Below are 12378 nucleotides of genomic sequence, written 5' to 3' on the forward strand. Positions count from 1 at the left end.
AAATGCTATGTTCCAACAACAAAAAAATCATTCAACTAGGCATGCACCCTACCTGAATGATTTTTTATCCTTTACATAAACAATTTTAAACACAATACTTGTAGGCCTCTTATAGCTGATTGGACTGGATTTCTTCGTACTTTGCGTTTAGGTACATAGCTTTGCATGCAATGATTAAGCGCTGTATACCTAAGCACCTGGGTCCTCCCATTCATTCATCTCCCTCCCTTCATGGCCTCAAAATTCGCAGCTATTTCACTATAGTTAGAGTAAGCAACTAGCTTACTTGCTTTGTAAATGATTATTTAAATCCGTTTGTATTTCTTGAAGCTCTGCCTCATTCGGAATGTAGTACCAAATATGGTCAATCCTTTGACCATCTCCCGCTTCAAATGACAACTGTTCAATATTTGCATTCATCTTCTTATAAATGCCTTGTAGCTGAATAAGATCCTTCATCGAGAAGTTCATGCGAACATTATCGCCTAGTACATCCAGCATATCTGTTGCCTTTAATAACGTAGACGGCGTGGAGGCTTTCTTCATAACGGCTTCAATGATTTGACGTTGACGAATTTGGCGACCAAAATCACCACGCGGATCTTCATAACGAATACGAGAAAAAATAAGTGCCTCATTACCGTTTAACGTTATTTCTCCCTTTGGATAATGGTATTCGTCATAAGTTAAATCCATATCATTATTGATTGTGACGCCACCAAGCGTGTCAATAATTTGTAAAAAGCCCTCCATATTAATAAACACATAATAATCAATCGGTATATTTAGAAAATTTTCTACCGTATCTACCGCCATAGGTACGCCCCCAAAGGCATAGGCATGATTAATTTTATCTACGGTATCATGACCAACAATTTCCGTACGTGTATCACGGGGAATACTAAGCATTTTCATCGTTTGTTTTTCAGGATTCACAGTGATCACAATCATGGTATCTGAACGACCACTATCATCTTTTCGTTCATCGACCCCAAGCATAAGTACCGAGAATGGTTCTTTTTTGATCACCGTTTTGTCTTCGGGTTGTGCAGCATCTGTTGTTTGAATAAGTGGTGTATTTATTTTATTCATGGTTTTTTGGATGGTAAAGTAGGCAGTACCTATGAAAATTAAAAAAATAGCTAATAGGCTACCAACAATCCACAGCCATAATTTTTTCTTGCTCTTTTTCTCTTTTGAGCGTTTCATGTTTTTTTCCATACATAAGTCCTTTCTTGCTTAACAATTTTGCCCCTCTTTATGACGTATTAAGTTGGAAAAAAGTTTATCTAGTCTACTTATATGCATAATGGACGAAAAAAAGACGTACACTAGTATTTACTAAATTTACACCATACTATTCCCTTATTTGTAAATTACCTTCCTTTTTTATATCCTCCTATCAGCATGACATCATCTTAATTTATTGAAAATTCATTATTGTTGATATATACTATTTTTCAGATACAATGTCTCTATAATAGAAACAAATTTATTTTTAGGAGGAACCACCTGATGTTTCACAATAGAAGAGAGAAACTAATTTCCCGTATGCAGCAACAGCACATTGATGTAGCAGTACTAGTGCCTGGATCAAATATGTATTATTTTACAGGTCTTCATTTAAAGCAAAGTGAACGTTTAACATTAACTGCTATCACGGCTAACAATCAGTTGTATTTTCTATTACCACAAGTAGAATTAAATAAAGTAGATGCGAGTAATGCTGGCACAATCCTATCCTATTCAGATGAAGAGGGACCGGCACAGGCCATCCAGCAACTGAAAAAAGAACTAGGCACGTTACAGACAATGGGTGTCGAGTTTGACACCATGCATGTAAAGGAACAGAAAACCATCGAAAAACTTACATATGACAATTTATGTGATATTGGAGAATCCATTCATGAATTACGCATGGAAAAAGATCACCTTGAAATGGATTTCATGCGACAGGCTGTACAGATTGTGGAAGAAAGTCTTGAAGCAACATTACCAACTATTCGAGTTGGTGTTTCAGAAATGGAGGTTGCAGCACGTTTAGAATATGAAATGAGACGACGAGGATCCGAAGGGACCCCTTTTGGCACCATTGTTGCATCTGGTTATCGTGGTGCACTCCCACACGGTAGAGCGAGCACTAAAAAAATAGAGGCAGGCGAATTAATCGTTATCGATTTTGGCGCTATTTATAAGGGATATGTGGCTGATATGACTAGAACAGTAGCTTTAGGGGATGTTTCACCGACATTAAAAAATATGTATAGCATTGTGAAACAAGCCAATGAAGCGGCTATAGCAGCTATAAAGCCAGGCATGACGGCTCATGACATCGACAACATCGCAAGAGGCATTATTCGTGATGCTGGCTATGGCGAGTATTTCACACATCGCCTTGGACATGGCATTGGTTTAAGTGCGCACGAAGAACCTTATTTAATGCAGCGTAATCAGCTGGTGTTAAAACCAGGTATGGCATTTACAGTGGAGCCAGGTATCTATGTTCAGGATGTTGGCGGTGTTCGTATCGAGGATAATCTGATTGTCACAGAAAATGGTTACGAAAATTTAATGACCTATTCGAAAGAATTAATCATGTTATAAGGCTGGTGAGTGCCATGATAGATATGATGAAAATACAAAAAGATATGCCACTACTTGAGCAATATATTTATCTAAACACAGCTGCCGCTTCTGCCATGCCTCAGCCAGTAGTTGATGTTATGACCAGCTACCTTCAAAAACAGGCGAGTATTGGTCCCTATTTACCATCTTTTCGTCAAGAAACATATGAACAAGTGGAGCGTATTCGAGAGAAAACGGCGTTGTTTATCGGCGCAACGAAAGAGGAACTTGCCTTTGTGCCTAATGGTTCAATGGCTATTAATTATGTAGCGGGCGGCTTGCAATGGAAACACGGTGATGAGGTCATTGTACTAGATACAGAAATGTTAAGTAACTATGTACCTTGGCTTGCCCTTCAGCAACAAGGGGTTGAATTAAAAGTTTTGAAAACAAATGCAGAATATATGGTGGATTTACAAGCGCTTGCGCAACTTATCACGCCTCAAACTAAATTGATTGCCTTTGCCCATATGTCAAACGCTGCTGGTGCACTCCAGCCTGCAAAAGAAATATGTCAGCTTGCACAGCAACACAATGTACTCACATTGATCAATGCCAATCAAACAGTTGGTTTAACGCCGATTAATGTTGCAGAGCTTGGTTGTGACTTTTTAGTTGCTTGTGGGCGAAAATGGCTACGCGGTCCTGAAGGGTCAGGTATTTTATATGTACGCCAAGCGCTCATCTCTTCCATTACTCCGATTATGATTGGTTGGGGCAGCACCAATTGGGACTATCAACGCAATGAATATTCCTTCTTACAAACAGCTAGACGTTTTGAGCCAGGCTGTCCGGTCATTCCGAGTATTTTTGGCTTGGGTGCAGCGATTGATTATGCAAATGATATCGGTATCCATCATATATATAAACGTGTACAACAGTTAACAAAGTATTTAATCGACCAACTTAATACGATTCCAGGTTTAGTCCTATATGGTCCTCAAAATAGTGCACACCGATTATCGATTACACCGTTTACTATCGAAGGGCTTTCTCCAGACGATGTAACGAATTATTTAGCAGACCGTGGTGTCATCATTGAAGCCGGTACATTTATGGCCAATACCATTATGGAACGCAATCATATTCTTAAAATGGCTCGCTTTTCTCCTCATTATTTTAATACTTTCGATGAAATCGATATGGCCGTATCCATCATAAAGGAATTCATTGAATGATCAAAGCAAAGGCTCGAGATAGTAACTATCTCGAGCCTTTTATACTACTTAATCATGGTATAGCTTAAAGCTATATTGATCGAAATATCGTTGAATATTCATCGCTCCATACTGAAGAACATTCACCATCTCAGGAAGCTTCTCTTCTGTTGGTTTACGATAAATAGGACCTGCGATTGTTAAAGAAGCAATCACTTCTCTTTTGCTATTAAAAAGAGGTACTCCAAGCCCAAATACAGAATGGGAATATTCGCCCGTCGTAAAACACCAGCCTTGTTGTTGAATTTTCTCTAAATCAGCTAACATTTCATCAGGGTCTGTAATTGTTTCAGGGGTTAATCTTTTCATCCCATGATCCACAATCTCTTTCTTCCTCTCTTCAGGAAGAAAGGCCATAATGGTTTTACAAGATGCCCCTATATGTAGCGGTGTTCGTGTACCAATCGACACTGAAAACTTAATCGTTTGAGAGCTCTCAGCTATTTCGACTGTGACGCCATCTGTTCCATCTAACCATGTCAGAAAGACCGATTCTTTGATTGCTTCTGCAAGATTTTTCATAATGGGTAAGACAAAATCTGAAAGATTCAATTTATCTTTGACCATCTGACCGTATTCCAGAAAGCGAAGCCCTAACTCATATTTTTTCGTCTCGGGATTTTGAATAAGAAAGCCTTGATTTTCGAATGTTGCCAAAATCCTATAAATAATAGAATGGCTAATATTCATCTCTTTTGCTAATTCACGCACACCCCATGTAGGATTTTCTTTATTAAAATATTTTAGAACCTCTAATGAGTTATCTAATGTTTTTAATGTCATCTTACACCTCATATGTCTCTATAATAGAACCGTAATTTGATTATAAAATGAAGCTCGACATTTTTCAATAAATTCAACTATTTTACAAATACTAAGTTTAACTTTACTAGAGACGCAATAAAAAAGCCGTTTCATTACGTTTTATTAAAAGTCAATAGTCATAGTAATTCAGTTAATACATCAGTATCCTTCATACAATGTGCAACATTATAAAAAGTTATTTTTAAGCTGAACTAATTTTTGTATTAGTTCAGCTTTTATATATGATTAAAGATATAATTTGGAATGCTTATAAAATAAAAGTATAGTATATGTAAATTTTTTTATCCGTTATTCAACTGACCGGGCAGTTTAGTTGAATGAGGAAAAAATTACAAATATGAATTAAGACAATATATTGTTAAGATTTAATACGTTAAATATTCTATGGGAAAATTTCCTGAACGAAGGAATAAATATTTATTTTTAGGAAGTATAAAAATGAAGCGATATATTAAAAAATATACACAAGGTTTTTTATTTATGATATTGTTTCCGATTATGACTGGATTAATGGATGAAATCGGAAATACCAGGGAATTGAAATATTGGATAGCACTGTCATTTTCATTTCCAGTATATTCATACTTTTTTTTGGATAGTAGTAAGGAATTTTATAAAGTAAATAAAAGAGAGAATTTTATTATGTTCTTTTTTGTACTTTTAGGAATGATTTCGTCTTTAATATGTATGGTATTAGTTGGTTTAATTAAGTAAAAATTTCATTTTGTCAAATTGCTGAGAACCGTATCATAATAATCCGTTAATGGTAGAAATGGCTGATTTCCTTTGAATACAAGTAACTGATATTTACTTTCGATATGTTTCTGCAATATTCATACCAATACATTTATTAGCACCTCACAGGATAGAACGTTTGTTCAATTTTATCTTTTCCCCAGTTTATTGTAAATTATTTAACCCTTTATTAAATCAATAGAAATGAAAGTAAAATAAAAAACGTACACCACTAAAATTGAATTTAGTAATGTACATTTTTATAAGAAGTTATGATGTAATAAACTTTTAGCTACGCATTTTTATGTTGAATTCCCTGTACTAACTTTTCTTGAATCCTTAAATATTGTGCAATTTCTTCTTCATCTAATACTTCAAAAAGCTGTACAAAGACCTCTTTCCCTATGGATTGCGCCTTCACCAAGGCCGCTTGACCCTCATCTGTAATTTGTAGGCGAATTGTGCGACGGTCAGATGGATCGTAAAGTCTTTCTGCTAACTCTAGCTTTACCAGTTTTTCGGCAATACTTGTCATAGCACCTTTCGTATAGCCAATAGTTTCAGCTAATTCTGCTTGCTTTTGAGGGCCTTTGACGTGTAGCTCATTTAAAACTAAAATTGGTGAAATCCCTAATGGATAAGGAAACGCTTTTGTAAAACGTATAATATTGGCATTATTTACTTGTTCAATCATATGAATTAGTTTAAAAATATTTGTTTGTTTCAAAAAAATCCTCCTCAAACGCCGAGAATTAATGAAGCATTAATGAACCTCCATCCACCATTATCGTTTGACCCGTAATGTATTGTGAATCGTCGGAAGCTAAGAAAACAGCTACTCGTCCAATATCTTGCTCAATATCACCAAAACGACCAAGTGGAATTTTATTTCTAACAGCTTCATAATATTCTGGCTGTGCTTTTGCCCATGCCTGTACACCTGGTGAATCAGCAAGTGGACTAATGATATTCACATTAATACCGAAACGTCCCCATTCATTTGCGGCTACACGAGAAATACCTCGGATTGCTTCCTTAGCTGCGGCATACGCTGCCTGTGTCTCATGCCCTTGAATGCCTGCACCAGATGCAAAGTTAATAATATTGCCTTTTGTTTCTTTCAAATGTGGGAGTGCTGCCTGCATTAAATAGAATGTTGGATAAAAACCTGTCCCAAATGATAAGTCTAGATCTGCTTGTGTTGTTTCTTCTATTGTAACTTGTTTGGCAGCATGAGCGTTATTAACTAGCACATCTAGTTTACCGTATTTTTCTACGACTGTATCGATAATTTTTGGTAATTGTTCACGTTCCATCAAATTTGCCTGCAAAAACATAGATTTTGGAGAGATTTCTTGTAATTCTTTTTCCATTGCTTCGCCCGCTTCTGCTTTTAAGTCAACAATTGTGACAATAGCCCCTTCCTTTGCCATTGCTTTTGCCATTCCACTACCAATACCACCTGCACCGCCAGTAATGATAACCACTTTGTTTTGTAGTTTACCCATTGCTAAAACATCTCCTTATTATTATTCATGCGCATTTAGTTTAACATTAAACTATTTGATTTTAAACTAAATTGCTTCTCATTTTCTTATCCGTCATTCTGTTATAAAAAAATCAGCAAACTACATTTTTTTTCAAATATATACAAGCATCTTTTTTATTTGACAAGAATATACTGTAGCAGCTAGCTAAAATCACTTTCAGGAAAGGAGTTGTTGATGATGGGTGCTAAATGGATAAAGATCTCAGTCATGTATTTATTGATTGTTTTTGCGTTTGGACTGTTTATGCATTATACTGTTCAACTTCAATGGAAAGCGACACATGCTCATATTGGTGTGGTAGGTTGGCTGACTACTGGATTCATTGGTTTAATTTATTCGACTTATAAAGATGCTGCGGAGACAGGTCTGGCTAAAGCACAATTCTGGCTTTACAATCTTGGTTTACCCTTCCTTTTTGTCGGAATGATGATGGTCTATCTCGATGTACCACGTTGGTTATTTGAGCTCTTCGTATCAGGTGGTGGCATTGCTGTAGCTCTGTCCGTACTCTTATTCTTTGTAAATGTCTTTAAATATGTGAGATAAACATAAAAGCCCCGCTTTTTATGAAGCGGGGCTCAGACTGTCGACAAAAGGAATCGAGAAGTTCACACTCGATTCCTTTTTTCTTTTTTCTTCTATGAATATGTTTAAAGATGATGATTTTCTACCCGTTTAAACATACTCTTCAAGCATAAGAACTCTTTTAAGCTGCCTGCCACCTCCAAGTAGCCAGTTTCTTTAAATTCATGGCAGCAAAAGTAAGCATCGCCTGCATGGACTCTAGTTTTCGTACTAAATGATCTTCAGATATCAATTGATCAATCGTTAACATTTCTAATTGTTCACGTTCATTGAATTGATTCTTCGTCATCATGATTTATCACCTCGAAAGGTTACTTTTTATCAGTAACAGAGCGAGGGAAGTAGCTCGACCCCGCCCGCGGAAAGCGTCCGCCCGTAGTGGAAATCAACGGCTTTACTCTATTTTATTGTAAAAGTAAAAAGACTAAGGCAAACGCTCAAATTTTTTGAGTTTGTCTACAGTCTGAGCCCCACTTTTTATGAAGCGGGGCTTTTAGTCTAGATAAAACGTTATGTTCAATTGTAGCATCTGAATCTCTTAATAATGGCGTGATTGAATGATCATATAGTTTATACATTTTCTTTTCCCATCTTACCTTTTTTCCACTTCGCATATTCTTTTTGCATACATACAGCGCATGGTCTAAAGCCTGCTGCAATTGCAGTTTTTTCATCTCTAAAAAACACTCGATGTTGAATATAGCCACCTTTAGCTATAGCTCTTAGTGCCGAGGGGCAATCTAATTTACCATATATTTTTCCTCTTCTATGTCCACCTAGAGAGCCTGGTTTATCACTTTGATATATCTTCAAATCAGCGTTTAACAGCTTATAGGTCTTTTTATCTATTCCATTCATTAACTGTATCCACCTTATGGTTCAAAGCCAGCTTGACTAACATAAATTTGATCTTTTGAAAATACATCTAAGAACCTTCTATATACTTGTTGATAGGCTTGGGGATTGTACCATTCCTCTAACCCCATTTCGATGTATTTCTTTTCAATTCCTATTTTTTTAGTTCGTTTTCCCTCACTACCATCACCCATAAAATAATCGTCTATACATATCCTATTTACGAATTGCTTTAATTTATGCGGAAAAAATTCTCCACTCGGTAATACTGGCGCAATCGCCACTTGAGATGGTATTCCAGCAGTTACTAATTTTTCTAATGTTTTGAACCGCGCTTGGATAGATGGTGCTTCAGGCGTAAAGTGTTTACGAATAACTTCTGAATCAGTCTCAATGGTCATACTAACTCTCACCTTATTTTTTAATTGTTGCAATAAATCAATATCTCTACTAACAAGTGGGCTCCTTGTCTGTATTAGTAAAAAGTCGGGAGGGTCTTCAACCATAACCTCTAATAACGACCTTGTTATCTTTTCTTTATATTCGATAGGCTGATATGGATCCGTGCTAGATGACATAAAAATGGTTACATTTCCTTTTGTTTTTGCTTTTCGAAGTTCTTTAGCGAGTAATGTAGCAGCATTACTCTTCACATCTACCCAAGCACCCCATTCACCTTCTCTAAAAAGAGATACAGGCATTTGACGTACATAACAATAGGAACAACCAAACGAACAGCCTGTATAAGGGTTTAATGAATGAGTGTATCCTGAAAGAAAACCTGTTCCTTTATTGAGAATTGTCTTTGGATTTTTATATAGTAATTTATGATTCAATTAAAAACACCTTCTCTTTCCGATTTCCCCTAAGTAACTTACTTTTGGTTTCTCGAATTCTCTAGCTCTAAAAGACTTTTCTTCATTTCAAGTCCACCACGATAACCTGTTAAAGTTCCATTTTTACCCACTATACGATGACAAGGAACAGCTAGTAAAACTGGATTTGCCCCAATTGCTGTGCCGACAGCACGAACAGCGGATGGTTTATTAATATAATTCGCTATATCCGAATATGTCTTTGTTTGTCCATATGGAATTTCACTAAGTGCATTCCAAACTGAAAGTTGGAACGGTGTTCCCTTGTAATCGATTGAAAATGAAAATTGTATCCGGTCCCCATCAAGATATTCGACGATCTCATCTAAATAAGGGGCTAGGACTTCTTTATTTTCAACAAGCGTATTTTTAGGATATTTTTTCTTAACCCAATTGCTTAATTCTTCGAAGGATTGGTTTTGTGACCCAACGAATAGAAGATTATTAGATGTTGATGCAACGTAGATATGCCATTCCTTGTGTACAAGTAAAGACCAATAAATGATTTGTTCTTTGTTTGTATTCATTTGTCATTCCTCCTTATTTTTCATTAATCGATGGAATTTACGATATTGTACAGGTGTCTGACCAAATTTATTTTTAAATAGGGTGATGAAATAAGTTGAGTTAGGTATACCTACACATATCGATATATCAGTAATGGATTTGTCTGTTTCAATCAAATAATTTCTAGCAGCATTTAATCTAATATGTTGTATATATTCAACAGGCGTAATCCCCTTAATTTTCTTAAATGTTCGATGTAAATGAAATGGACTCCCATGTGTTATAGCCCCCAATGATACAAGATTTAACTTTTCTGTGAAGTTTTTATCGATGTATTCCGTAACAAGGTTTATCCATTCGTTATCAGGTAAGTTTTCATTAGTAGGCTTGCAACGTTTACAAGGGCGAAAATTTTCATTGAGAGCTTGCTGTGCTGTTAGAAAAACACGAACATTTTCTTTTTTTGGTGCACGTGATTTACATGAGGGTTTACAAAAAATCCCTGTAGTTTCAACAGCATAGAAAAACTTATTATTGTAGGTTGCATCATTGTTAATGATTGCTTGCCATCTATCATCTGTCATTCCTTCTACATTACTTGTCATGCCATAACTATTCTTTTGAATTTCGTTATTTTTTTTATCTTTCATTACTTTCTCATCCTTTTCTAAAACTAACGCCCTTCTATACCTGCACTATTATTTGGAATCATGAAAAATAATTCCAAGACCATATCGTTCGCCTGAAGTGATAGTACTTACCCCGTGGCGAACTGTTGTTTTGTAATATCCATTTTTCCCCAAAAAAGGTCTATTGTTAGTAGGAAAAATCAACGCACAGCCTTGTTCCAAAGTAATAACATGACCTCGACTTTGAGCTCGAGGAATTTGCTCTACTAATAAGGATTCACCACCTGTATAATCCTTACCTCTTTGACTCAAGACAAATACTACTTGGAACGGAAAAAATACATCCCCATATAAATCTTGATGCAAACAATTAAAGCCGCCTTCTTCGTACTTTAAAATTAAAGGAGTCGGTCTAAGTTGCTCATGTGTTTCACATTTTTGTAAAAACTCTTTATGGCTAAGCGGAAATTCGACTGGTTTCTTTAAGTATTCTAGCCATCTGTTTGCTGCTTTTGCTAACTCTGGATAAAAACCTTCTCTCAAGACCTGGATTATATTAGGTAATGGATATGCAAAGTATTTATACTCACCCTTTCCAAAACGATACCTAGACATATTTATTGTTGTTCTATATGGCTCCTTTTCGTTATAAAGTTCTATGAAAGATTCACATTCATCTTTCGTTAACATAACTGGAAGTTTCGCAAATCCATGCTCATCTAACTCTTTATGAATAAATGGCCAATCTAAATTATTAATACGTGTTTGTATAGTCATTTACTTTCCTCCCTGTTATTTTTTGTACAACAAAGTATAACTGCATGCGTACGAAAAAATAAGCCCTTTCCAACGTAATAGCAAGATATTGAAGTTTTTGTGTGTCACTATATGGTAATATACCAATCTATACAATAATTCTAATAAACGCAGACTAAAGAAGGAGAATTCGTAAATGACATGGGATAAAGTAGAAAACGACATAATTCTAACGTTGCCAAGTGATTTTAATTTAGAATCAAATCTTGGATACTTAACTAGAGAGAGAAATGAATGTCTGTATGAGGTTGACAATCATACCATCACAAGAATAATAACGATTGAGGATATTTCATTTTTGACACAATTAAGTTTTACTGAAGATAAAAAGTTGATTATTCATTTTCTAAATACAACCAAAACTGTTGAGGACAGACAAATAAATAAGATTGTCCAGTATATTCGAGATTGGTTTGACCTAGATAATGATTTAACGCCATTTTATGAAATGGCAAAAAAGGACTTCATTCTCAATATGCCAGTAGAAAAATTTAAAGGATTACGGGTTATTGGGATCCCAGATTTATTTGAGGCTTTATGTTGGGGTGTGTTAGGTCAACAAATTAATTTACGATTTGCCTATGCATTGAAAAGACAGTTTGTAGAAAAATTTGGGGATCATATAGAATACGAAGGCAAAATATATTGGCGTTTTCCATCTTATAAACTAATTGCACAGCTAACTCCGGATGATTTTTCCGATATTAAGATGACCATAAAAAAAAGTGAATATATTATTGGCATAGCAAAGTTAATGGATAATCATGAATTATCTAAAAACCAATTATTACCCATGAGCTTAAAAGACGCAGAAAAAAGATTAACGCAAATTAAAGGAATTGGTCCATGGACTGCAAATTATGTCTTAATGCGCTGTCTTAGATTCTCATCCGCCTTTCCAGTGGATGATGTAGGGCTTATTAATTCGATAAAATTGGTAAGGCATATGGAAAGCAAACCTACAAAAAATGAAATCTTAACTTTATCTACTCCATGGGAAAATTGGCAGGCATACGCTACTTTTTATTTATGGCGTTTACTCTATTAAAATTCTTAAGATAAAGTGAATTTACTCAACCTTATTGTCATTAAACATTTAGCCCCTAATCTATAATGTGCACATTATAAATTAGGGGCTACCTTACACTAAATAAGCTAT

General features: G+C 35.5%; 14 protein-coding genes. 4 read left to right on the top strand and 10 right to left on the bottom strand.

Features of this window, described 5'->3' with window-relative positions:
• Positions 1-282: 282 nt before the first annotated feature.
• On the bottom strand, positions 283-1221 hold the full coding sequence (locus GJU32_RS12705) for an LCP family glycopolymer transferase (RefSeq protein ID WP_155592323.1): 939 nt from the start codon (positions 1219-1221) through the stop codon (positions 283-285).
• 294 nt (positions 1222-1515) lie between these two features.
• Here GJU32_RS12705 and GJU32_RS12710 point away from each other — a divergent pair, with 294 nt between their 5' ends.
• Both GJU32_RS12710 and GJU32_RS12715 read left to right on the top strand, forming a co-directional pair.
• The gene (locus tag GJU32_RS12710) at positions 1516-2604 is read left to right on the top strand and encodes a M24 family metallopeptidase (RefSeq protein ID WP_155592324.1); all 1089 of its coding nucleotides are present in this window, start codon (positions 1516-1518) and stop codon (positions 2602-2604) included.
• A 14-nt stretch (positions 2605-2618) separates the two neighbouring features.
• Positions 2619-3803 (top strand): aminotransferase class V-fold PLP-dependent enzyme, encoded by a 1185-nt coding sequence (locus GJU32_RS12715; protein ID WP_155592325.1) that lies wholly within the window; start codon positions 2619-2621, stop codon positions 3801-3803.
• A gap of 48 nt (positions 3804-3851) precedes the next feature.
• Here GJU32_RS12715 and GJU32_RS12720 read toward each other — a convergent pair whose 3' ends face one another.
• The 3 genes from GJU32_RS12720 to GJU32_RS12730 form a co-directional block, all read right to left on the bottom strand.
• On the bottom strand, positions 3852-4625 hold the full coding sequence (locus GJU32_RS12720) for an IclR family transcriptional regulator (RefSeq protein ID WP_155592326.1): 774 nt from the start codon (positions 4623-4625) through the stop codon (positions 3852-3854).
• A gap of 1069 nt (positions 4626-5694) precedes the next feature.
• Positions 5695-6129 carry a MarR family winged helix-turn-helix transcriptional regulator gene (locus tag GJU32_RS12725; protein ID WP_155592327.1) on the bottom strand — a complete coding sequence of 145 codons (435 nt, stop codon included), beginning with the start codon at positions 6127-6129 and terminating at the stop codon, positions 5695-5697.
• A gap of 25 nt (positions 6130-6154) precedes the next feature.
• A complete protein-coding gene (locus GJU32_RS12730; protein WP_155592328.1) occupies positions 6155-6910 on the bottom strand; it encodes an SDR family NAD(P)-dependent oxidoreductase in 756 nt (251 codons plus the stop codon).
• A gap of 219 nt (positions 6911-7129) precedes the next feature.
• Between GJU32_RS12730 and GJU32_RS12735 the strand changes: the two genes are divergently transcribed.
• The gene (locus tag GJU32_RS12735; protein ID WP_155592329.1) at positions 7130-7498 is read left to right on the top strand and encodes a hypothetical protein; all 369 of its coding nucleotides are present in this window, start codon (positions 7130-7132) and stop codon (positions 7496-7498) included.
• A 160-nt stretch (positions 7499-7658) separates the two neighbouring features.
• On the opposite strand, the gene GJU32_RS12740 is transcribed toward GJU32_RS12735, so the two are convergent.
• The 6 genes from GJU32_RS12740 to GJU32_RS12765 all read right to left on the bottom strand — a co-directional run bounded on the left by GJU32_RS12740 (position 7659) and on the right by GJU32_RS12765 (position 11180).
• Positions 7659-7826, bottom strand: coding sequence for a hypothetical protein (locus tag GJU32_RS12740; RefSeq protein WP_196426696.1), 168 nt, complete (start codon positions 7824-7826; stop codon positions 7659-7661).
• A gap of 281 nt (positions 7827-8107) precedes the next feature.
• Positions 8108-8395 carry an Ada metal-binding domain-containing protein gene (locus GJU32_RS12745; protein WP_155592331.1) on the bottom strand — a complete coding sequence of 96 codons (288 nt, stop codon included), beginning with the start codon at positions 8393-8395 and terminating at the stop codon, positions 8108-8110.
• Between the two features lie 14 nt (positions 8396-8409).
• Positions 8410-9228: an SPL family radical SAM protein gene (locus GJU32_RS12750; protein WP_155592332.1), complete on the bottom strand. Its 819-nt coding sequence runs from the start codon at positions 9226-9228 to the stop codon at positions 8410-8412.
• 38 nt (positions 9229-9266) lie between these two features.
• Complete coding sequence (locus GJU32_RS12755) at positions 9267-9794, bottom strand: methylated-DNA--[protein]-cysteine S-methyltransferase (protein ID WP_155592333.1); 528 nt, start codon at positions 9792-9794, stop codon at positions 9267-9269.
• A gap of 3 nt (positions 9795-9797) precedes the next feature.
• On the bottom strand, positions 9798-10424 hold the full coding sequence (locus tag GJU32_RS12760) for a bifunctional transcriptional activator/DNA repair enzyme AdaA (RefSeq protein WP_155592334.1): 627 nt from the start codon (positions 10422-10424) through the stop codon (positions 9798-9800).
• Between the two features lie 48 nt (positions 10425-10472).
• The gene (locus GJU32_RS12765; RefSeq protein ID WP_155592335.1) at positions 10473-11180 is read right to left on the bottom strand and encodes a 2OG-Fe(II) oxygenase; all 708 of its coding nucleotides are present in this window, start codon (positions 11178-11180) and stop codon (positions 10473-10475) included.
• A gap of 175 nt (positions 11181-11355) precedes the next feature.
• On the opposite strand from GJU32_RS12765, the gene GJU32_RS12770 reads away from it, so the two are divergent.
• A complete protein-coding gene (locus tag GJU32_RS12770; protein WP_155592336.1) occupies positions 11356-12267 on the top strand; it encodes a DNA-3-methyladenine glycosylase family protein in 912 nt (303 codons plus the stop codon).
• Positions 12268-12378: the final 111 nt, after the last annotated feature.

The organism is Lysinibacillus cavernae (genome assembly GCF_009724685.1).
Taxonomy (GTDB): domain Bacteria; phylum Bacillota; class Bacilli; order Bacillales_A; family Planococcaceae; genus Lysinibacillus; species Lysinibacillus cavernae.

Coding starts and splice junctions, on each gene's coding strand:
- GJU32_RS12710 (WP_155592324.1), top strand. CDS start 1,516: ATGTTTCACAATAGAAGAGAGAAACTAATTTCCCGTATGCAGCAACAG.
- GJU32_RS12705 (WP_155592323.1), bottom strand. CDS start 1,221: ATGGAAAAAAACATGAAACGCTCAAAAGAGAAAAAGAGCAAGAAAAAA.
- GJU32_RS12740 (WP_196426696.1), bottom strand. CDS start 7,826: ATGACGAAGAATCAATTCAATGAACGTGAACAATTAGAAATGTTAACG.
- GJU32_RS12770 (WP_155592336.1), top strand. CDS start 11,356: ATGACATGGGATAAAGTAGAAAACGACATAATTCTAACGTTGCCAAGT.
- GJU32_RS12735 (WP_155592329.1), top strand. CDS start 7,130: ATGGGTGCTAAATGGATAAAGATCTCAGTCATGTATTTATTGATTGTT.
- GJU32_RS12765 (WP_155592335.1), bottom strand. CDS start 11,180: ATGACTATACAAACACGTATTAATAATTTAGATTGGCCATTTATTCAT.
- GJU32_RS12720 (WP_155592326.1), bottom strand. CDS start 4,625: ATGACATTAAAAACATTAGATAACTCATTAGAGGTTCTAAAATATTTT.
- GJU32_RS12715 (WP_155592325.1), top strand. CDS start 2,619: ATGATAGATATGATGAAAATACAAAAAGATATGCCACTACTTGAGCAA.
- GJU32_RS12730 (WP_155592328.1), bottom strand. CDS start 6,910: ATGGGTAAACTACAAAACAAAGTGGTTATCATTACTGGCGGTGCAGGT.
- GJU32_RS12755 (WP_155592333.1), bottom strand. CDS start 9,794: ATGAATACAAACAAAGAACAAATCATTTATTGGTCTTTACTTGTACAC.
- GJU32_RS12745 (WP_155592331.1), bottom strand. CDS start 8,395: ATGAATGGAATAGATAAAAAGACCTATAAGCTGTTAAACGCTGATTTG.
- GJU32_RS12760 (WP_155592334.1), bottom strand. CDS start 10,424: ATGAAAGATAAAAAAAATAACGAAATTCAAAAGAATAGTTATGGCATG.